Below are 20,971 nucleotides of genomic sequence, written 5' to 3'. Positions count from 1 at the left end.
CTTTAAAATCCTCTCTAAGACATTTCTTTTACAGGTGAAAAACTCCTCCTATGCCATGGAGTGATCCCAAATTGTTCTAATCCTTCTAAATGCGCTTTCGTTCCATATCCCATATTCTTCTCAAATGCATAGTGTGGGTACTGAACTGCATACTCTTTCATCATTTGATCTCGCGTCACTTTTGCTATGATTGATGCTGCCGCAATTGAGATACTTTTACTATCGCCTTTTATTATCGACAGCTGTGGAACAGGAGTTTCAAGTTTCATTGCATCAATTAGTAAATAGTCTGGCAATATACTTAGATTCCTTACCGCCATTAGCATCGCTTTCTTTGTTGCTTCATAAATATTTATTTTATCAATTTCTTCGTTATCTATAATACCTGTACCAATTGCCATCGCTTGATCGCGGATGATATCAAAAAAATGATTTCGCTTTGTTTCGGATAACTGCTTTGAATCAGTAAGACCTAGACAGTAAAAGTCCTCCGGTAGGATCACAGCACAAGCGACAACAGGTCCTGCGAGCGGCCCTCTACCTACTTCATCAATCCCAGCAACAATTGAGAAACCTTGTTTTCTAAGTTCAGTTTCATTTGTACACATTTGTTTAAATGCCTTTTGTAAATGGAGCTCTTTTTGATAATGATTGTTCCATTTTAGTAAAAGATCACTCACACCTTTTCGATCATCCATTTTACATTGATCAAGAAAAGGATCACTAGGTTCTTTAATTGTAGATAGTCTTTCGGCAATGTCCTTGATTTTCATATTCTTCGTCATTTTTATCACCTTTGTATTATTTATCGGCATCTTCATACTTTTCATAATCTGTAATACAAAACTTGTATGGCGTTAAAACACCACCATTTACCACATATAAGCACGCTACACCACCTAATCGCAATGGTGGCGGTGCGGAGCCGAAATTTTGGATATTTCTTGATGAAATCAGTATACCCGCTAAGTAGATTGGCTATATTAGTACGTCGCGAAGACCTGTCCCCATGTCCTCCATACAAAAAAAGCAGGAATTTGCGTCAAACAGTTTGACTGTTTACATGCACTCCTGCTCCTTATTCATTCTTCAGTTTGTTCAGCCATATCACTTGGCTTTTCAAAGGTTAATGGACCCATTTTTTGAGAACGAATTTCGCGAACAACTAGCTCTGCTGTCTTATCGTAATCGACCAATCCCCCACCAGCTAAGCATCCTCTAAATTTTCCAATTACATCAAATACCTCCACTGTTTCGCTTGGAATCATTTCAAGGTTATAACGTTCCTTTAAACGTGCAGGATATTCTTTTTCCAAAAAACGGATACCGTATAGAGATATTTCATGTAGATTTAATAAGGTGTCTTTAATGGCTCCTGTCAATGCAAGTTTCATGCCGACTTCTTGATCCTCAAATTTTGGCCATAATATACCTGGTGTATCTAATAACTCAAGCTCTTTACCAACCTTAATCCATTGCTGTGCCTTTGTTACACCTGGTGTATTACCAGTTTTGGCAATGTTTTTCTTCGCTAATCGATTAATAAGCGTCGACTTACCGGCATTTGGAATACCGACTATCATGGCACGAATCGCTCTTGGTTTGATTCCTTTTGCTTTCATACGGTCAAATTTATCTTTCAGCAGCTCTTTTGATGCCGCGGTAATTTGCCCAAGACCTTGTCCTTCTTGAGAATTAATGGCAATGGCCTTTTTTCCTTGTGACTGATAATATGCGAGCCATTCCTTCGTTCTGACGGGGTCTGCCATATCAGCTTTATTTAATAAAATAACTCTTGGCTTGTGCTGAATAATCTCATCTATCATTGGATTTCGCGATGATAGAGGAATTCTTGCATCTACCAATTCATAAATAATATCAACTAGCTTTAGTTTTTCCGTTACTTCTCTTCTCGCTTTGGCCATATGGCCCGGGAACCACTGTATCGTCAATGGAGTTCACCTTCCTAACTATTCAACCAATCTAAATCTGTTAATTGGCCAATATACTAATTTTGTTTTGCCTACCATCTTATCAAATGATACATATCCAATATACCGGCTATCTTTACTTGCGCGTCTATTATCACCCATAACAAAGAGATGCCCCTTAGGTACTGTGTCACTATTGGTAATATCCATTAAGGTAAATGATTCTGTTAATGGACCGCCATCTGTCAGCTGTTTCTTATATTCATCTAAATACGGCTCAGGATAAGCTTTGCCATTAACATATAAGGTATCATCGTTATATTCTACTTTATCTCCCGGAAGACCGATTATCCGCTTTATGTAGTCTTTTCCTTCCGGAGCATGGAAAACAATAATATCAAAGCGATCTGGATCACTTATTTTGTAATTGAATTTATCGACAATCATTCGATCTTGTGTATCCAGAGTAGGGGCCATGGAATATCCATCTACAACAATCGGTGCAAATAGGAAATAACGAATGACTACCACAACAAGAACGGCAATCACAATCGCCTTTACCCATTCCAAAATCTCATTCTTTTTCTTTGCCACAATAATCCTCCTTGTAGTGAAGCTCTCTCACATTTTACTGGAATAAAGGGGATAAGGAACACGATTAGGTATCTTATATGAGGTCTTTCTCACTTCGGGTACAAAAAAGGAGCCTGATAAACAAGCTCCTAATTTAACCCGCATTAACGGTCGTTTCCCCCTCCCCAAGCTTAAAGAAGCAAGGTGAGGATAAACTGTCCGTAAAAGCCCAAATGGTTCAACTGACCATCAGTGGGTCTAATCCCCACCGACGACAGTCTTACCTTATATACATTTTCTGTTTAGTTCAATCCTGTTAACACGCAAAATCAATGAGATTATGCTGATTAGCGGCGCATCTCTTTAATACGTGCTTTTTTACCACGAAGCTCGCGTAGGTAGTAAAGTTTAGCACGACGGACTTTACCGAAACGAACTACTTCTAATTTAGCAACTTTTGGTGAGTGTAAAGGAAATGCACGCTCAACACCAACACCGTACGAAATTTTACGTACTGTGAAAGTTTCGCTGATTCCGCCACCGCGGCGCTTAATTACAACACCTTCAAATAATTGGATACGTTCGCGAGTTCCCTCAACGATTTTTACGTGTACACGTACAGTATCACCAGGGCGGAACGCTGGAAGATCCGTGCGAAGTTGTTCTTTAGTAATTTCTTGAATAAGTTGTTGCATGTTTATCTACTCCTCCCGGATGCTCTTGCCAACATTAGCGTTGCAGCGGAACATCGTTATAAGACTGAACATTATTGCTCAAGTCACGATGAATATCATATCATAATAAAGAAAAAATTACAAGAGTCGTCATTTTTCTTTTTGAATTTCTGCTAATAATTTTTTCTCTATATCATTTAATGAGTAATTTTCTAACAAATCAGGACGGCGATTCCACGTTCTTCGCAGTGTTTCCTTTGTTCGCCACTCATCAATTTTCTTGTGATTTCCGGAAATAAGCTCATCCGGTACTTTCATACCTCTAAAATCTGAGGGTCTTGTATAATGCGGATGCTCTAGCAAGCCCGTGGAAAAAGAATCATGGACTTGTGAATCTTCATTTCCAAGCACACCTGGCAATAGCCTAACAACACTGTCAATAACGACCATAGCTCCCAACTCACCGCCAGTTAGTACATAGTCGCCAATTGAAATTTCATCCGTTACGACATGTTCTCTAATTCGTTCGTCGTATCCTTCGTAATGCCCACAAATGAAAATGAGATGATCTTCTTTCGCCAATTCTTCTGCCTTCCTTTGATGATAGCGTTCTCCTTGTGGGCATAGAAGAATGACTTTTGGTTTGGTCTCAGAATGAGCGCTTAAAGCGTCAACCGCATCAAAGATTGGCTGCGGCTTCAAAACCATGCCAGCACCACCGCCATATGGATAATCGTCAACCGTCGAATGCTTATTGTCGGCATAATCACGAAAGTTTGTCACTTGAAAGGTTACGGCGTCTTTCTCACTAGCTTTTTTCAGTATCGAAGAACCAAAAACACCTTCGAACATTTCTGGAAACAAAGAAAGGACATCAATTTTCATCAATCAAGCAGTCCTTCCATAGGAGTAATGATGATCTTTTTATTAGCTATATCCACTTCTTTTACAATTTGTTTGATATAAGGGATTAAGACGTCCTTACCTTTTTTACCTTTCACAACCCAAACATCATTAGCGCCAGGCGTAAGAATTTCATGAATTTGGCCAATTTCTTCACCTGCATCAGTAAAAATTACAGACCCAATAATTTCATGAAAATAAAATTCATTTTCGTCTAGCTGACCAAGCTGTGTTTCTGGAACTTTTAATATCCCGTCTCTTAAAGACTCCGCCATGTTCACATTGTAATATCCTTCAAAGGTCAATAAATCAAAATTCTTATGTTTACGATGGCTTTCAATCGTAAGCACAATCGGTTTATCATTGCCTTTGAACAGATGTAAAACGTTTTTTAGCTTGTAACGCTCCTCTGCAAAGTCCGTTTTGGATATGACCCGGACTTCTCCTTTGATTCCATGTGTATTTACAATTTTCCCTACATTAAACCATTTTTCCATACTATCACCTCTAACGGATTTCAGAGACAACTCCATCCTTTATCACAATCGTTTTTGTGTGTATGATTTCATCCCAGTTGTCGCCTATTTCTACACTCACAATACCTTGGATTTCACGTTCTTTTAATTCGCTACCAATTGGTAATATTTCCAATTGTTCAATTTGAAATTCTATTAGCTTAATTTTATCTTGCCGTTGATTGACTTCTTTTTCGAAGTGGGTTCGAAGGCTCGCTGGTTGGAAATTTCTCGTCTTCTCTAACTTCTTCAATTCAAAGCGCAGTTGTTCCGATTCTTTTTGAAGTTGAAGACGTTTTGATTTGTACTTTTCAAGGAGTTGATTCTTGCTGGTCTCTGTTAATACTTGATTAACCATGACTGATTTTATAATATTCATTCCAGCGCCTCCTACATGTTTGTATTTCTTTCATGCTAAACTCTTATAGAGGTTGCTCAAAAAGGCCGGTAAAAAGAACTGTCGAATTGCATCAAAGCTCTGTCTCTTCGATCCTCACGTATTACTATATACGCTCCGGTTCTCGAGACTATAGTTCCTCGAACTTCTCGGCTCTTTTTATCCTCCTTTTTGACCAAGCACTTATAATGTGATATGTCTAAGTCTTTTTAGCACTTGCGTTTTTGTTCTATATGTAAGATTAAACAGCTTTTAATACACATGCTTTATTATACCCAATATGTAACGATGATTTCATTTATTTGGATTTACGGTGAGTATATTTCTAGAGAAGAACTATTTTTTTATTACAAAAAAAGGAGGGGTATTAACCCTCCCTTATTCGGAAATCTCCAAATAGATTTTCTTATGCTGTGAGGATCCTGCTGCATATACTACAGACCGAATCGCCTTAGCTACACGCCCTTGTTTTCCGATGATCTTCCCCATATCCTCCTTATGAACAGAGAGGGTATAAAGGATTCGGTCATCTTCTTCCCGAGACATTACTTGAATATCATCTGGGTAATCGACAAGAGCTGAAACAATTGTTTCAATTAAGTCTTTCATCTAGGAGAATTACTTACCTAGTTTTGCATTGTGGAATTTCTCCATAATGCCTTGGTTTGAGAATAAGTTACGTACTGTATCAGATGGTTTTGCACCGTCTTGTAACCATTTAAGAGCAAGCTCTTCGTTAATTTGAATTTGTGCAGGTTGAGTTACTGGATTGTATGTCCCAACAACTTCAATATAACGTCCATCACGTGGTGAACGAGCATCTGCAACTACGATACGATAGAAAGGAGTTTTTTTAGCTCCCATACGTTTTAAGCGAATTTTTACTGCCATTTTAAATAAGCACCTCCGAATAGTTTCACACAAGATAATATATTATCAAATGTCTAGCATGTTTGTAAAGGTTTTTTTCTTAACAGACGTGTGTAATCTGTTAAAAACTTTACATGAACGGGAGTTTAAATCCCTTTTTCTTGCCTTTAGGCATGTTTGTAAACTGTTTCATCATCTTCTTCATATCTTCAAACTGCTTAAGTAAGCGATTTACTTCTTGAATCGACCGTCCGCTTCCTTTGGCAATTCGTTTTTTCCGACCTGAATTGATGACTTCTGGATGTTCTTTTTCTTGAAGTGTCATCGAACGAATTATTGCTTCGACATGACCAATTTGTTTTTCATCAATCGAAAGATTATCCATCCCTTTGATTTTGTTTGCTCCAGGAAGCATTTTTAATAAATCGTCAAGTGGACCCATTTTTCTGACTTGGCCAAGTTGCTCAAGGAAATCATCGAACGTAAAAGATGCTGTTCTCATTTTTTTCTCAAGTTCTTTAGCTTTATCCTCATCGACGTTCATCTGTGCTTTCTCGATTAAAGTTAGTACATCTCCCATACCGAGAATCCTCGAAGCCATTCGTTCTGGATGGAATGCCTCTAGTGCATCCATTTTTTCACCCATCCCGACAAATTTAATCGGAGTGTTTGTAACCGAACGAATAGATAAAGCTGCTCCGCCTCGTGTATCACCATCTAACTTAGTCAATACGACACCAGTCAAACCGAGCTGTTCATTGAAGCTTTGGGCAACATTGACAGCATCCTGACCAGTCATCGCATCGACAACTAGAAAAATCTCATCTGGCTTCGTCAAATCTTTAATGTCTTTCAACTCATCCATTAAGTTTTCATCAATATGAAGTCGTCCAGCTGTATCAATCAGCACATAATCATGATGATCTTCCTTTGCCTTTTCAATCGACTGTTTTGCTATTTCGACAGGGCTGACCTGATCACCGAGGGAAAAAACAGGCATATTAATTTGTTTACCAAGCGTTTCCAATTGTTTGATTGCAGCTGGACGGTAAATATCAGCTGCAACGAGCATAGGTTGGCGGTTGTATTTCTTTCGTAAAAGATTGGCAAGCTTTCCAGTTGTTGTTGTTTTCCCCGCGCCTTGTAAACCAACCATCATAATGACAGTTGGCGGACGGGTAGACACGGCAATCTTACTTTGCTCGCCGCCCATCAGCTCAGTTAATTCTTCTTTAACGACTTTTATGACCTGCTGACCAGGAGTTAAGCTTTTGAGAACTTCCTGGCCTACCGCTCTCTCACTCACACGTTTGACAAAATCTTTGACAACCTTAAAGTTAACATCGGCTTCAAGAAGCGCTAATCTAACCTCGCGCATCATTTCCTTTACGTCCGCCTCGTTAACCTTTCCTTTGCCGCGAATCTTTTGCATGGTGCCTTGCAGTCGGTCGGCTAATCCTTCAAATGCCATACATACCGCCTCCTAATCTAATTTCTCAAGCTCGGAAATCACTGTTTTAAGGGTTTCATGAGATAGTGAGCCTTCATCCACCATCTTTTTCACCTTGGAAATCCATTCATTACGCTCTTGAAATTTTTGGAATAGCAATAACTTTGCTTCATATTCCTCTAGCATTGCTTCAGTTCGTTTTATATTGTCATAGACTGCCTGCCTGCTTACCTTATATTCTTCAGCAATCTCGCCTAGAGAGTAGTCATCCAGATAATAGAGGGACATATAGCTCTGTTGTTTTTCAGTTAACAATGTTTGGTAGAAATCATACAGATAATTAATCCGCATTGTCTTCTCGAGCATAAGTGTAACCCCCCGACTGTTAAGTGAATACCCTTTACAAGTTTAAAGTTTACCTGCTTATCGTTCAGATGTCAAGCTGAAACCTTTACAGATTCCTATTTAAAATCCTCACATGTTTTACACACTTTTATATCTAATCTGCCAGATTACCTAAGTAACGTTCTAGGCTTCTTGTTCGATTATATCAGCGAAAAGTCCATACACATATTTTTCAGCGTCGAATTCTTGTAAATCATCCAGCTTTTCTCCAAGGCCGACGAATTTAACGGGAATTTTCAGTTCATTGCGAATAGCTAGAACGATACCGCCTTTTGCAGTCCCGTCAAGCTTGGTTAATACAATTCCAGAAACATTTGTAGCTTCTTTAAATGTTTTCGCTTGAATTAATGCATTTTGTCCTGTCGTAGCATCTAAAGCAAGCAGCACTTCATGTGGCGCTCCTGGTATTTCTCTTTCAATTACGCGCTTTACCTTTTCTAATTCTTTCATCAGGTTTACCTTGTTTTGTAGTCGTCCTGCTGTATCACATATTAATATATCAGCTTTTCTAGCCTTTGCGGATTGAATAGCGTCATACATCACAGCTGCAGGATCAGATCCTTCGCCTTGCTTTATGACTTCAACACCTACACGCTCACCCCATACTTCCAGCTGTTCAATCGCCCCAGCACGGAATGTATCTCCTGCAGCAAGCAAGACAGATTTACCTTCAGTTTTAAATTTATGAGCAAGCTTGCCAATTGTTGTTGTTTTCCCTACACCATTCACACCAACAAATAAAATAACAGTAAGTGCATCCTTTTGCATATTTAATGCAGATGAGCTTTCATCATCGCTGTTATAGATTTCAACTAGCTTCTCAGAAATGACCGCTTGTACTTCCTTAGTATCCGAAATATTGCGGCGCTTCACTTCCATTTTGAGTTCGTCAATTAGTTCCATAACCGTTTCAAAACCTACATCTGCGCCAATGAGAATTTCTTCTAATTCTTCAAAAAACTCTTCATCCACTTTTCTATAACGAGCAACAAGATCATTTACTTTTCCAGCAAATGAATCTCTCGTTTTCGTTAAGCCTTCTTTAAATTTTTCTGAAACTGAGTCGGTTTGTGTTGTGAACTTCTCTTTAAGCTTTTTAAAAAAACTCATCTAATCACTTCCTCCATTTACATAAAATACTAAGACTTCACTAATTCTTTCATTACTTCCATTCGAACAGATACTAGCCTGGAAACTCCTGATTCCTGCATCGTAATTCCATATAGAACATCTGAACTTTCCATCGTCCCTTTTCGATGGGTGATCACAATAAATTGTGTCTCTTCACTAAACTTTTTTAAGAATTGGCTAAATCGGAGAACATTTGCCTCATCAAGGGCAGCTTCGACTTCATCAAGAATACAAAAAGGTACTGGACGAACTTTTAAAATTGAAAACAAAAGGGCAATTGCAGTCAATGCTCTTTCACCGCCAGAAAGTAATGCAAGGTTTTGCAGTTTTTTCCCAGTTGGTTGCGCGATAATCTCTACACCCGATTGTAGAAGATCATTAGGATCCGTCAACCTGAGCTCAGCCCTTCCACCGCCAAACAGCGCTTTAAATACTGCATCGAATTGACCTTGAATTGCATGAAAAGTTTCGGCAAATCGCCGCTTCATTTCATCATCCATTTCATCAATCACTTGAAAAAGAGTATTTTTAGCAGTATGTAGGTCATCCTTCTGCTCTAGGAGGAAATGATATCGCTCTGCAACCCTATCGTATTCCTCGATTGCTCCAAGATTGACCGTTCCAATCTCGTCCACAGCAAGCTTAATTAATTTAACCTTTTTTCTCGCTTCATCTGCTTCAATCGTTAATGGATACTGCTCCTTCGCTCCTTCGTAGGAAAGTGAATATTCTTCGCGTAAATGATTGAGTCGATTCTCAAGTTCAACGTCTAATCTGTTAAGTCGAACTTCTTCATCCTTTACTGCCTCTGCAAGTCCTTTATGAACTCGCTTCAGTTCCTTACTTTCACATTCATAATCTTCTAGTTGTGATTGTAAATCAACTCTTTCTTTACGTTTCTGTGCAATGAGATTGATTGTTTCATTTTTATCAAAAAGTTTATTTTGGGCGGCTGTTTCTAGTATTTCCTCACCGCTTGAACTATCTGTCATCTCATTCGATAAAAGAGACAAATCTTCTTTAAAATCAGCTACCTTACGTGTTTCTTCCATAAGAACATTTTTAATACGTGTATATTTTTCAGATTGATTTTGGAGCTGCTCACGCTTTGAAGCAAGCTGCACCTTTACCTCATTCGTTTCTTCAATCAGCGTTTCTTTTGACATTTGCTGAGACTGTTTTTGCTTACTTAATGATGCAATTTCTTCATCCAGTTTATTAATTTCAACCTGACATCGATTTAACAATTCATTTACTTCTTGAAGCCGAGCTGATTTCTGACTATCTTCATCTAAGATAGTTTGCTTGTCCAGGTCATATAAATGCAATCGTTCATTAATATTTCGTTCCTGCAATTCAATTTCACGGATTTCACTTTTGCATAACTGTTCTTTTAAACGGAGCGTTTCCCCAACTTTACGAATTTCTTCAATCTTTTCTTCTTTTACTGAAATATCTCGCTTAAGCTGTTTAACTTGCTGTTCAAGCAAAGCTGTCTTTTCTTCCATTGCCAAAAGTTTTCCATTTAATTCATCAAGCTCATTCTTTCTTGATAAAAGGGATGATTGCTTTTGCTTCACAGCTCCTCCCGTCATCGAACCACCTGGATTGACAATATCACCTTCCAGTGTGACGAAACGGTATTTATAAGAGGTAAGCTTCGCTAGCTCATTTGCACCTTTAAGTTCACTTGTAATGATGACGGTGCCGAGTAAGTTAGTAACAATATTCGAGTACCTATTATTGAATTGAATAAGACTTTCAGCCGTCCCAATAAATGAAGGGTGGTTGCTCAATAACTGAAGCTGTGAAGGAGAGAGCTCGCGCGATTTTATAACAGTTAAAGGCAGAAAGGTCGCTCTGCCGTATCCATTTCGCTTCAGATAGCTGATTGCTTGTCTTGCATGATTTTCTGTTTCCGTCACGATATACTGCATGGAAGCTCCAAGTGCCGTTTCTATAGCTTGCTGATATTCTTTAGGCACTTTAATTAACTCAGCAACTGCCCCTTCCACTCCTTGCAGCGTATCACTCTTCGCTTTTAATACTTCTTTGACACCTTGGAAAAATCCAGCATAATCATCCTGCATTTCTTCTAGCACATCTCTACGGGACTTGGATTGCTGAAGGAATTGGTAGGCCTGATATAAAAGCTTTTCTTGTTTTTGATAGGTTGCTTTAATAGCATCAAGCTTTTTTTGTTCTTCTCGAAAAGAAAAAACATGCTGTTCAATTTGCTTTGTCACTTCATTGAACCCTTCGAGACTGATTACTTTCTTCTTTTCAACCTCTACACGTTCACTGAGATATTTACCGTTTTCCTGGTCAAGACGAGCATTCCTTGTCTTCTGCTGATTAAGCTGTTGCTGTAGATGCTGTGTTTCATTTCTAGCAGCAGCTTGCTTATTTAGCCATTCGATGTAGTCGCTCTTCAAGGTTTCAATTGTTTCCTCGAGGTTTGCGCTAAACAGTCCAAAACTTTTTTGGTTCTCATTAAGATCTTTCTGAAGCCGTTTTACATCACTCTCTAAAATCGCTAATACCTTACCTTCACGATCCTTTTCATCTTTTAGAGAGAGAATTTTTTTCTCACCATCTACAATGGATTTCTCAAGTTGATGCTTGTTTTGCGAGGCATTTTTTTTACGTTCTTTTAAAACTTCTTTACGGCCTTCAATTTTTTCAAGCTCCTCACTTGCATGTAGCAATACAGCCTGAAGGTCATTAACTGACTCATCCAATGCATAAATATGATCACGAGTGTTTTTTACATCTGCTTCTTTTTTCTGAAGCGATATTGATAATTCCATTTCCTGATCACTGTGTCGCTTTAACTCTTGAGATAGCTTATTCCATTTTTCATGAAGCGTTTCAATTTCATGAACCGTTAAAGCGACTTCAATTTGTTTGAGATCTGCTTTTTTTTCTAAAAATTCTTTTGCTAGGGAAGATTGAATCTTTAATGGTTCGACCTGCCCTTCCAACTCAGAAAGAATATCCTGAACTCGAGTTAAATTTTCCTGTGTTTCAAATAGCTTATGTTCTGCCTTTTTCTTTCTGGATTTATACTTTAATACACCAGCAGCTTCTTCAAAGATAACTCTTCTTTCTTCCGCTTTACTGCTCAGTATCTCTTCCACTTTCCCTTGGCTAATGATAGAGAATGCTTCCTTACCGAGACCTGAATCCATAAATAAATCAATGATATCCTTGAGTCGACAAGATTGATTATTTATCAAAAAGTCACTGTCACCTGAACGATACACTCTTCTAGTAACACTGACTTCATGAAAGTCAATCGGAAGAGTATTGTTTTCGTTATCTAAGGTTAATGTTACTTCAGCGAAATTAAGCGCCTTTCTTGAGTCACTCCCAGAAAAAATAACATCCTCCATTTTCGCGCCTCTTAGTGATTTTGCTGACTGTTCACCCAATACCCAACGAACAGCGTCAATAATATTACTTTTTCCGCTACCATTTGGACCGACAATCGCAGTAACTCCGGGTACAAATTCTACGGAAACCCTTTCTGCAAAGGATTTAAATCCCACAACGTCCAATCGTTTGAGGAACATACTTTCTCCCCCTCTTTTCAACTCTACTTGTTGAATCATTCATGTTGTCTATTTCTTCATTTCTCTAAGAGTTGATAGTGCAATCTGGGCGGCACGTTGTTCAGCTTCTTTTTTTGACTTACCGCTACCAATCCCGAGCTCTTCATTGTTTAAGGACACTTTTGAAACAAACTCCCGGTTATGCGCAGGTCCTTTTTCATGCATAATTTGATACTCAAGTATTCCAACTCCATCTCGCTGTACGAGTTCCTGTAATTGGCTCTTATAATCCATCACATGAGAAAAAGCACCCTCATTAATTTTAGGAAACACTACTTTTTCCAAAAACTGAACGACTCTTTCCAGTCCTTGGTCCAAATAAAGAGCTCCGATAAATGCTTCGAACACATCGGCAAGTAATGCAGGGCGTTGTCTTCCACCTGTCATTTCTTCCCCTTTTCCAAGCAAAATCAATTTACCGAATGATATATCATTGGCAAACGAAACAAGAGAAGGCTCACAAACGATAGCAGCTCTTAATTTCGTAAGTTCACCTTCACTCATCATCGGATATTTATTGAATAAGTATTTAGATACTGTCAGTTCCAATACTGCGTCTCCTAAAAATTCAAGCCTTTCATTATCTTCATAGGGCTTCCGGCGATGCTCATTCACATAAGATGAATGGGTAAAAGCTTGCTTTAACAATTTTTCATCATTAAAAAGAAAGCCTGTGCTTTCCTGAAATTGTTTAAACATCATATCTTTCATTGCTGGTTTTCGTTTACTTCCATTGTTTCTCATCTAAAAAAACCCTCCACTAACAACTCAATAATCCTAGCTAAACTAAAAACCCAGGGAGCCCACATATCGATGACAAACATAAGACGCACAAGCTGATAGGAAGTGCTTCTCCCAATCGAAATGATTGACTTATGACCACGCAGCGATTCGCCCACGATTGGACACCAAATGAATTCAGTAGTGCAAATAAACTTGGCAAAGACAGCCAAGCTTATTCTGTATTATATCATAAGAAAAACGCATACGCCCATTCAATTGGGCATATCTCAACCAAAATTAAAGGATGTTTTTTCTTACTAGGGGGTTATTCAACAAGCCCAGCAAAATAGCAGACGAATTTCTACGCTGCTCTTCCTTTTTGATTCTTAACTTTCAAATGCATATACTTCATGAACTTCTTTGCCCTTCTTATCCCTTAAACACGCACTTTAAGCGAAAGCCCTATTCGTATCTGGATTCAGTTTTCTTTTGAGCATATAGAAAAAAGACCAGACTCCCCATTCATCATGAAGCTTCAAAATGAATGGTTTAATGGAATCTGGTCCTTGACTGACTACCTAAAGTAGTCTCTCCGAGATTAATTCATTACATCGTGCTCTTTATGTAATTCACAGCATCTCCTACTGTTGAAAGTTTTTCTGCATCATCGTCTGAAATCTCCATGCCGAATTCGTCTTCGAGTTCCATGACTAGTTCTACTACATCAAGGGAATCTGCACCAAGATCATCTTTGAATGAAGCTTCTAATTTAACTTCAGCTTCTTCAACATTTAATCGGTCTACTACGATTTTCGTTACGCGTTCTAATACGTCTGCCACTGCATTCACCTCCCCTCAAGCCATTATAGTATTTTTTTTCAAAAGCGCAAGAATTTTTATCAAAAAATTCGATAGCTTTTTATTATCTTAAAAATGAAAAGCGGTCTTTACATGACCATACCACCATCAACATGGAGTGTTTGTCCAGTCATATAAGCACTAGCTTCTGATGCTAGAAAAGTTACAACTCCAGCAACATCTTTTGGATCACCGAAGCGGGATAACGGAATTTGTGAAAGCATAGCACTTTGTATTTCATCTGTAAGCGTTTCAGTCATATCCGAAGTGATGAATCCAGGCGCTACAGCATTCACTGTAATTCCTCTTGAAGCAAGCTCTTTCGCTACCGTTTTCGTTAATCCAATCACGCCCGCTTTAGCAGCAACATAATTTGCCTGTCCGGCGTTTCCACTAACACCAACGATAGAAGCAATATTAATAATTCTACCACTGCGCTGTTTCATCATAGGACGTGTAACGGCTTTTGTGCAAAGGAATACGCCTTTCAAATTTGTGTTGATTACATCATCCCATTCAGATTCTTTCATCCGCATCAATAAATTATCTCGGGTAATTCCTGCATTATTCACCATAATATCAATGCGCGGGAATCTTTCAGTTACACTTTTGACCATTGCTGTTACTGAATCTGAATTTGCTACATCACATTGGATAGCGAAAGCATCTCGACCTAACGCTTGAATCTCTTCAACTACTTCATTCGCTTTCGCTTCACTTCCAGCATAGTTTACTGCAACATGCGCACCTTGGCGGGCAAGTTCAAGTGCTATTTCCTTGCCAATGCCACGTGAAGCACCCGTTACAAGTGCATATTTCCCTTCTAATAACATCTTATTCCCCCCTTAAAGCTTCAACTGTTTTATTCAAACTATCTGAATCAAAGACAGAGTAAATCGTAACAGAACGATCAATTTTCTTAATCAATCCGCTTAAGACTTTTCCAGGTCCTACTTCGATAAATGTATCCACACCTAAAGAAAGCAATGTTTTCACGCTATCTTCCCATAGAACTGGGGAGTACAGCTGCTCAATTAATCTTTCTTTAATTTCATTTGCAGTGGTTACTGGTTGTGCAGTTACATTAGAGATAACTGGAACTTTAGCATCACGAACATCAATTTCGTCTAAAACAGATTGAAGTTTAGAAGCAGCCGGCTCCATAAGAACAGAATGGAAAGGCCCACTTACATCAAGTGTAATAGCACGTTTAGCACCTAGTTCTTTCGCTTCTTTTCCTGCTTGTTCGACCCCTGTTGCACTTCCTGAAATAACGATTTGACCCGGACAATTAATATTCGCTAATTGAACAGGATCTCCATTTTTTGTCACAGATTCTGTAATGTCCGCTAATTTTTCACGGTCCATTCCTAAAATCGCAGCCATCGCTCCTTGACCGTTCGGAACCGCTTCTTCCATAAATTCTCCACGCTTACTGACAGTATGTACGGCATCTTTAAAGTCAATTGCCTGACTAGCAACTAAAGCAGAATATTCTCCTAAACTATGTCCCGCTGTGTAATCAGGGGATATCCCTTCAACCTTCAATGCTTCTAACAATGCATAACTCACGGTCAAAATAGCAGGTTGTGCATGATACGTTAATGTAAGCTTTTCTTGTGGACCATTGAAAATAAGATCTGATAATGAATAGTTAAGCGTTGTATCTGCAATATGAAAAGTTTGTTGTACTTTTTCATTTTGTTCAAACAAGTCTTTCCCCATTCCAACGTTTTGAGATCCTTGACCTGGAAAAACAAAAGCAATTTTCCCCATAGCTTTCTCTCCTTACATGCATTATTTTCATTCGATTGTAGTCTTAATTGTCGTTACCATATCATTTGAAATCATGATTCTTGTCTGGCGAACTGCATTATAAATGGCATTAGCATCAGATGAACCGTGTGCCTTAACAACAGGTGCCTTTAATCCAAATAGAGCTGCCCCACCGTATTCAGAGTAATCCATTTGATTTTTGATTACTCTTAGCTCTGGCTTCAGCACAGCTGCTGCCAATTTGCTTTTCATATTGCTCATTAAAGCACTCTTTAACATCTTGAATACACTCATGGCTGTTCCTTCAATGGATTTGAGTACCATGTTGCCAGTAAACCCATCAGTAATAACCACATCTGCAGGTCCTTCAAGCAAATCCCTAGCTTCAATATTCCCAACAAAGTTAATATTAGCTTCTTTCAAGAGTGCAAAAGCTTGTTTTGTTAATTCATTACCTTTACTCTCCTCAGTACCAATATTGAGTAGGCCAACACGGGGGTTCTGAATCCCCCTAGCTTTCGAAGCATAGATCGAACCCATAATAGCATATTGGACAAGATGTTCAGGCTTTGCATCTGCATTCGCACCCACATCAAGCAAGACAAATCCTCTACCATCGATTGTTGGTAATGTCGGCGAAAGTGCCGGACGTTCTATCCCTGGAATCCGACCAACAACGAAAAGTCCCGTTGCCATTAAAGCACCAGTATTTCCCGCCGAGATGCATGCATCCGCTATTCCATCTGCCACTTGCTGGGCCGCTAATACCATTGATGCCGTCTTTTTCCTTCGCACTGCACGTACAGGCTCATCCGTACTTAGTATTTTTTCTTCTGTATGTATGATTGTGATTCGTTCATTATTGGTCAAGTGAGCGTTGATTTGAGCTTCATCTCCGACAAGAATAATCTCGACATCTTGAAATGCTTCAACAGCCTTCATCGCTCCGAGAACTGTTTCTTTCGGTCCATGGTCTCCGCCCATTACGTCCATCGCTATCTTCATCGCGTTTCATCCTTTTCTAGCTGACATGATCGGAACATCTCGAACTCTCCCTTAAAAACCAGTTCATTCCCGACATAACTACTTACTTCAACGAGAGAACGATCTGCTAAATGATCAGTCTTCTGTACCTTCGCCTTAGCAATAACTCTTTCATTTTCCTTTACTGAGCGAGTAAACAAGATTGACGCTTTCGCTGTCAATGCCAACTCGTCATTAATGACGGCAACCGCTAAAGAGTTTGCCTGTGCAAATAAATGATGTCCCCTTGCTATCCCATTTCGTTTGAATACATGTTCTTTTTTTATATCTAAAATTGAAATGGCTTGTTGATCTAAATGTATATCAATCACTTCACCGATGACTTCTTCCAACGGCAAAGCCCGTATTTCATCAGTTAAGGTTTGCTCCGCTACATTTTTAATGCGTTCACGAAGCTCAGGTATTGATAATTCAAGTCGGTCTAAACGTATAGTTTGTACGCTAACCGAAAATTTATTAGCCAGCTCCTCATCAGTAACAAAAGGGTTTTCCTTTATCGTTTCGATTAACAACTGCTGGCGTTCCTTCTTATTTCTTCGCATTTTGAAGGTCACCATCCATAGTATTATGACTAGGTACTAATAGTAGTATATAGTTAAAAAAAGCAGATTGCAAGAACAAAAGTGCAAGCAGCTTAATCAACCTCAGGGCGAGTATTAGACGAACAAGGCCAATGGAGAATATTCTCTTCTCCCTATCAATTTTGGGGGCTTTTGACCAGAGAAATTGGCTGGTTACGCCTGATGCAGACAGACAAATTAAGTTATCCAAATAAAAAATTTCGTAGTACATTTAGTCCATAAAGAAAAGCCCAAGACTCCCCTATTCGGCTTGTCCGAAATGCAGGAGCGCCTTGGTTAGATGGAGATTTCAAGTCGATGGCAACTGGAGCTTAAAAGCAAAATTTGCTGATATACCATCACCTCACTTATTTTTTAGATAAACCGTCACCGGTCCTTAGCTACAAAAACAAGTTATTTAGACATAAATGTATAACCTGATCGTAATAGGTGCAAGGAAAGGCACCAACACTTTTAAAAAACCTATCAATCTAGCTTTTCTCCATTCAATACTCCTGTTTCTTCAAGACTTTGTCTAAGTTGTTCGTATTGGGGTTCATTCCAAAAACTTTCTGACGCAATTAATCGAGCCGCATCATCTCTTGCTACCTCAAGTGTACGATAATCATGAACCATATCAGCTACTTTAAAATCAGGTAATCCACTTTGTTTTTTTCCAAAAAAATCACCAGGTCCGCGCAACTCCAAATCTTTTTCAGATAGAACAAAGCCATCATTCGTTTCCGTCATGATCTTCATCCGCTCTTTACCGTTTTCTGATTTAGGATCTGCAAGAAGGATACAATACGACTGATCACTCCCCCTACCAACACGACCTCTCAGTTGATGCAATTGAGCAAGCCCAAACCGCTCAGCGTCGTAAATGACCATGACCGTTGCATTCGGAACATTCACGCCAACTTCAACCACGGTTGTGGATACAAGTATCTGGGTTTCATTTTCACTGAATTGCTTCATAATACTTTCTTTCTCGTCAGCAGGTAAACGTCCATGCATTAAGCCGACATGAAAACGCTCCGCATAATAATGTGTGAGCATCCCATGAACGTCCAGTACGTTTTGCAAATCGAGTTTTTCAGACTCTTCAATAAGTGGGCAAATGACATATGCTTGACGTCCCTGACGCAATTCTTTTTCAATAAAATGGAGTATTCGATCGAGCATATCATGTTTTGCCCAATACGTTTCAATTACTTTTCTGCCTGCTGGCATTTCGTCGATTGTAGATACGTCCATTTCTCCAAAAACCGTAATCGCCAATGTTCGTGGAATCGGCGTCGCAGTCATAAAGAGTACATCAGGACTTTCCCCTTTTTCCCGAAGAATCCTCCGTTGCTGTACACCGAAACGGTGCTGCTCGTCCGTAATGACTAACCCTAAGTTACAAAAATTCACTTCTTCTTGAATGAGTGCATGGGTACCAATTAAAATATCTATTTCTCCCTTTTCTAGCGCAGCAAGAAGCTCACGGCGCCTTTTCCCTTTGACCGAGCTTGTAAGAAGGTCAGTTGAAATTCCTATTGGTTCAAGCATAGCCTTTAAGGAATGGGCGTGCTGCTCCGCCAATATTTCTGTAGGCACCATTAGTGCACCTTGATATCCAGCCGTAACAGAAGAAAAAAGAGCAATTGCAGCCACAACTGTTTTCCCTGAACCTACATCTCCTTGAAGAAGACGATTCATTCGAAAAGGAGATGTCATATCAACTGAAATTTCATTTACGACGCGATTTTGAGCATCTGTTAACGGAAAGGGTAAAGATTCGATGAACAGTTTTACCTTTTCCACATCAAATATTTGCTGAATTCCGCGTGACTGTTCTCTTTGGATTTTACGCATTGCCTGCATTTTTAGCTGAAATAATAAAAATTCTTCGTATACAAATCGTCTTCTAGCTTGCTTGACAGTCTGTGCATTTTCAGGGAAATGCATTGAATGAAGTGCATTTGGACGAGGCATCAGCTTATAACGAGTTAGTAATGAATCCGGTAAGTTTTCTTCAAGCAACGCTCCATATTGTGCAAAAGCATTTGTAATATATCTTCGTAGTCCTTTGACAGATATACTTCCGCGCACCGAATAAACGGGTTCAAACTCATTCTCCACCTTATGAGAACCAAAATGGCATTCATTTCCGGTTATCATTTGGCGATGACGATCCCATTTACCGGTCACAGTAATCACATCATTTATGTTCATTTTGCTTTTTAAATAAGGCTGATTAAAAAAAATAACCGTGATTAAGTATCTGCCGGTTAATAATTTTAGCATCAGCCTCGACTTTTTCTTGCCGTAATAAGTAAGCGATGGCTGGCTGTGAAGTTTCCCTTCAACTGTAACCCGTTCATCATGCTCAGTCGTTTCTAAATCTTTTAATCGATAATCCTCGTATCTGAATGGTAAATATTCAAATAGGTCCAAAACAGTTGTAACGGCCAGCTCTTCTAGGGCCACTGCTGTTTCATTTCCAATTCCCTTAATGGCGGTCACAGGATCTAATAATGACAGATTCACTCTTGCGTAAGCGGCATACCAAAGATTTTAGCTGCTAAAGCTCGACCAGTTGGTGTATCCGCCAATCCTCCTTCACCCGTTTCTCTTAGTGCAGATGGCATCGATTGACCAATTTTGAACATTGCACTGATCACTTCATCACAAGGAATTCGGCTTGTAATTCCTGCTAAAGCCATATCAGCCGCTACCATAGCGTTTGCCGCTCCCATTGCATTCCGTTTTACACAAGGTACTTCCACGAGCCCCGCCACTGGATCGCAAACAAGTCCCAGCATATTTTTCAGTGTTATAGCCATTGCTTGTGCACATTGCTGTGGCGTGCCTCCTGCCATTTCCACAATTGCCGCTGCTGCCATTCCTGCCGCTGATCCTACTTCAGCCTGGCAACCGCCAGCAGCTCCCGAAATGGATGCGTTGTTAGCTACTACAAACCCAAAAGCGCCTGAAGTGAAAAGAAACGCAATCTTTTGTTCATGGGTAGGATTTAATTTTTTTTGCACTGCAAAAAGTGTTCCTGGAACAACCCCTGCGGAACCAGCTGTCGGTGTTGCACATATCGTTCCCATCGCAGCATTCACTTCATTCGTCGCAACCGCTTTACTTACGGCATCAAGCAACACTTCACCAGAAAGAAAATTTCCTTTTTTTATATATTCTTGCATAAGAACAGCATCGCCACCTGTTAACCCTGAGACAGATTTAACTCCTGCTAGGCCCCTTTCCACTGCTTTTTCCATGACATCAAGGTTATTTTCCATTTGTTTCAAGATTTGTTCGCGTGTTTTTCCGGTTATTTCAATTTCCTGTTCGATCATGATTGTAGAAATTTTCTTTTGTTGAGACTCTGCCATTTCTACTAATTCCGCAACATTTCGAAACATTTAGTATCCTCCTTAGAAAAGTTCAAAGTTTCGCTTATCAGCGACAAGCACAAGATGATCCGGCATGAATGTCCTTCTTTAACCTTCTTAACGGATTGGCTTGTGACCTCGATCCGAGGGCGGCTTGCGCT

21 protein-coding genes are annotated in these 20,971 nt (G+C 39.4%); all 21 read right to left on the bottom strand.

Annotation, left to right across the window (positions count from 1 at the left end; translation table 11 throughout):
* Positions 1-14 precede the first annotated feature (14 nt).
* Positions 15-785 (bottom strand): ribonuclease HII, encoded by a 771-nt coding sequence (locus tag AC625_RS07645; RefSeq protein WP_049680761.1) that lies wholly within the window; start codon positions 783-785, stop codon positions 15-17.
* 297 nt (positions 786-1,082) lie between these two features.
* Complete coding sequence (gene ylqF / locus AC625_RS07640; protein ID WP_049680760.1) at positions 1,083-1,952, bottom strand: ribosome biogenesis GTPase YlqF; 870 nt, start codon at positions 1,950-1,952, stop codon at positions 1,083-1,085.
* An 18-nt stretch (positions 1,953-1,970) separates the two neighbouring features.
* A complete protein-coding gene (gene lepB, locus AC625_RS07635) occupies positions 1,971-2,525 on the bottom strand; it encodes a signal peptidase I (RefSeq protein WP_049680759.1) in 555 nt (184 codons plus the stop codon).
* A gap of 326 nt (positions 2,526-2,851) precedes the next feature.
* Complete coding sequence (rplS, locus tag AC625_RS07630; RefSeq protein ID WP_049680758.1) at positions 2,852-3,199, bottom strand: 50S ribosomal protein L19; 348 nt, start codon at positions 3,197-3,199, stop codon at positions 2,852-2,854.
* A gap of 129 nt (positions 3,200-3,328) precedes the next feature.
* The gene (trmD, locus tag AC625_RS07625; RefSeq protein ID WP_049683626.1) at positions 3,329-4,063 is read right to left on the bottom strand and encodes a tRNA (guanosine(37)-N1)-methyltransferase TrmD; all 735 of its coding nucleotides are present in this window, start codon (positions 4,061-4,063) and stop codon (positions 3,329-3,331) included.
* On the bottom strand, positions 4,063-4,578 hold the full coding sequence (rimM, locus tag AC625_RS07620) for a ribosome maturation factor RimM (RefSeq protein ID WP_049680757.1): 516 nt from the start codon (positions 4,576-4,578) through the stop codon (positions 4,063-4,065). Before rimM ends, trmD begins: the two co-directional genes overlap by 1 nt.
* Positions 4,579-4,588: 10 nt before the next feature.
* On the bottom strand, positions 4,589-4,975 hold the full coding sequence (locus tag AC625_RS07615; RefSeq protein ID WP_049680756.1) for a YlqD family protein: 387 nt from the start codon (positions 4,973-4,975) through the stop codon (positions 4,589-4,591).
* A gap of 396 nt (positions 4,976-5,371) precedes the next feature.
* A complete protein-coding gene (locus tag AC625_RS07610) occupies positions 5,372-5,602 on the bottom strand; it encodes a KH domain-containing protein (RefSeq protein ID WP_049680755.1) in 231 nt (76 codons plus the stop codon).
* A 9-nt stretch (positions 5,603-5,611) separates the two neighbouring features.
* Entirely contained in the window at positions 5,612-5,884 is a 273-nt protein-coding gene (rpsP, locus tag AC625_RS07605; RefSeq protein WP_049680754.1) for a 30S ribosomal protein S16, read from the bottom strand.
* A 109-nt stretch (positions 5,885-5,993) separates the two neighbouring features.
* A complete protein-coding gene (ffh, locus tag AC625_RS07600) occupies positions 5,994-7,334 on the bottom strand; it encodes a signal recognition particle protein (protein ID WP_049680753.1) in 1,341 nt (446 codons plus the stop codon).
* 12 nt (positions 7,335-7,346) lie between these two features.
* Complete coding sequence (locus AC625_RS07595; RefSeq protein WP_049680752.1) at positions 7,347-7,679, bottom strand: putative DNA-binding protein; 333 nt, start codon at positions 7,677-7,679, stop codon at positions 7,347-7,349.
* A gap of 162 nt (positions 7,680-7,841) precedes the next feature.
* Positions 7,842-8,828 carry a signal recognition particle-docking protein FtsY gene (gene ftsY / locus AC625_RS07590; protein WP_049680751.1) on the bottom strand — a complete coding sequence of 329 codons (987 nt, stop codon included), beginning with the start codon at positions 8,826-8,828 and terminating at the stop codon, positions 7,842-7,844.
* A gap of 29 nt (positions 8,829-8,857) precedes the next feature.
* A complete protein-coding gene (gene smc, locus AC625_RS07585) occupies positions 8,858-12,424 on the bottom strand; it encodes a chromosome segregation protein SMC (protein ID WP_049680750.1) in 3,567 nt (1,188 codons plus the stop codon).
* Between the two features lie 48 nt (positions 12,425-12,472).
* Positions 12,473-13,207 (bottom strand): ribonuclease III, encoded by a 735-nt coding sequence (rnc, locus tag AC625_RS07580; protein WP_049680749.1) that lies wholly within the window; start codon positions 13,205-13,207, stop codon positions 12,473-12,475.
* 585 nt (positions 13,208-13,792) lie between these two features.
* Positions 13,793-14,026: an acyl carrier protein gene (locus tag AC625_RS07575; protein ID WP_049680748.1), complete on the bottom strand. Its 234-nt coding sequence runs from the start codon at positions 14,024-14,026 to the stop codon at positions 13,793-13,795.
* 107 nt (positions 14,027-14,133) lie between these two features.
* The gene (fabG, locus tag AC625_RS07570) at positions 14,134-14,877 is read right to left on the bottom strand and encodes a 3-oxoacyl-[acyl-carrier-protein] reductase (protein WP_049680747.1); all 744 of its coding nucleotides are present in this window, start codon (positions 14,875-14,877) and stop codon (positions 14,134-14,136) included.
* Position 14,878: 1 nt separating this feature from the next.
* Positions 14,879-15,820: an ACP S-malonyltransferase gene (gene fabD / locus AC625_RS07565; protein WP_049680746.1), complete on the bottom strand. Its 942-nt coding sequence runs from the start codon at positions 15,818-15,820 to the stop codon at positions 14,879-14,881.
* Between the two features lie 27 nt (positions 15,821-15,847).
* The gene (gene plsX / locus AC625_RS07560) at positions 15,848-16,825 is read right to left on the bottom strand and encodes a phosphate acyltransferase PlsX (protein WP_049680745.1); all 978 of its coding nucleotides are present in this window, start codon (positions 16,823-16,825) and stop codon (positions 15,848-15,850) included.
* A complete protein-coding gene (gene fapR / locus AC625_RS07555) occupies positions 16,822-17,406 on the bottom strand; it encodes a transcription factor FapR (RefSeq protein WP_049680744.1) in 585 nt (194 codons plus the stop codon). The genes plsX and fapR overlap by 4 nt, the downstream gene beginning before the upstream one ends.
* 504 nt (positions 17,407-17,910) lie before the next feature.
* Positions 17,911-19,959, bottom strand: a complete 2,049-nt coding sequence (gene recG / locus AC625_RS07545) for an ATP-dependent DNA helicase RecG (protein WP_049680742.1) — start codon at positions 19,957-19,959, stop codon at positions 17,911-17,913.
* A complete protein-coding gene (sdaAA, locus tag AC625_RS07540; RefSeq protein ID WP_049680741.1) occupies positions 19,956-20,840 on the bottom strand; it encodes an L-serine ammonia-lyase, iron-sulfur-dependent, subunit alpha in 885 nt (294 codons plus the stop codon). Before sdaAA ends, recG begins: the two co-directional genes overlap by 4 nt.
* Positions 20,841-20,971: the final 131 nt, after the last annotated feature.

It is taken from the genome of Peribacillus loiseleuriae, from assembly GCF_001183985.1.
GTDB lineage: Bacteria > Bacillota > Bacilli > Bacillales > DSM-1321 > Peribacillus > Peribacillus loiseleuriae.
Note: the sequence above shows the minus strand (reverse complement) of the source record. Positions and strands in the feature narration are given on the sequence as shown.

Bases quoted from the DNA above. Each gene is read 5' to 3' on its own strand.
- ffh (WP_049680753.1), bottom strand. From the start codon at position 7,334: ATGGCATTTGAAGGATTAGCCGACCGACTGCAAGGCACCATGCAAAAG.
- AC625_RS07610 (WP_049680755.1), bottom strand. From the start codon at position 5,602: ATGAAAGACTTAATTGAAACAATTGTTTCAGCTCTTGTCGATTACCCA.
- rimM (WP_049680757.1), bottom strand. From the start codon at position 4,578: ATGGAAAAATGGTTTAATGTAGGGAAAATTGTAAATACACATGGAATC.
- rpsP (WP_049680754.1), bottom strand. From the start codon at position 5,884: ATGGCAGTAAAAATTCGCTTAAAACGTATGGGAGCTAAAAAAACTCCT.
- rnc (WP_049680749.1), bottom strand. From the start codon at position 13,207: ATGAGAAACAATGGAAGTAAACGAAAACCAGCAATGAAAGATATGATG.
- fabD (WP_049680746.1), bottom strand. From the start codon at position 15,820: ATGGGGAAAATTGCTTTTGTTTTTCCAGGTCAAGGATCTCAAAACGTT.
- fapR (WP_049680744.1), bottom strand. From the start codon at position 17,406: ATGCGAAGAAATAAGAAGGAACGCCAGCAGTTGTTAATCGAAACGATA.
- sdaAA (WP_049680741.1), bottom strand. From the start codon at position 20,840: ATGTTTCGAAATGTTGCGGAATTAGTAGAAATGGCAGAGTCTCAACAA.
- rplS (WP_049680758.1), bottom strand. From the start codon at position 3,199: ATGCAACAACTTATTCAAGAAATTACTAAAGAACAACTTCGCACGGAT.
- AC625_RS07615 (WP_049680756.1), bottom strand. From the start codon at position 4,975: ATGAATATTATAAAATCAGTCATGGTTAATCAAGTATTAACAGAGACC.
- smc (WP_049680750.1), bottom strand. From the start codon at position 12,424: ATGTTCCTCAAACGATTGGACGTTGTGGGATTTAAATCCTTTGCAGAA.
- plsX (WP_049680745.1), bottom strand. From the start codon at position 16,825: ATGAAGATAGCGATGGACGTAATGGGCGGAGACCATGGACCGAAAGAA.
- trmD (WP_049683626.1), bottom strand. From the start codon at position 4,063: ATGAAAATTGATGTCCTTTCTTTGTTTCCAGAAATGTTCGAAGGTGTT.
- AC625_RS07645 (WP_049680761.1), bottom strand. From the start codon at position 785: ATGACGAAGAATATGAAAATCAAGGACATTGCCGAAAGACTATCTACA.
- fabG (WP_049680747.1), bottom strand. From the start codon at position 14,877: ATGTTATTAGAAGGGAAATATGCACTTGTAACGGGTGCTTCACGTGGC.
- ftsY (WP_049680751.1), bottom strand. From the start codon at position 8,828: ATGAGTTTTTTTAAAAAGCTTAAAGAGAAGTTCACAACACAAACCGAC.
- AC625_RS07595 (WP_049680752.1), bottom strand. From the start codon at position 7,679: ATGCTCGAGAAGACAATGCGGATTAATTATCTGTATGATTTCTACCAA.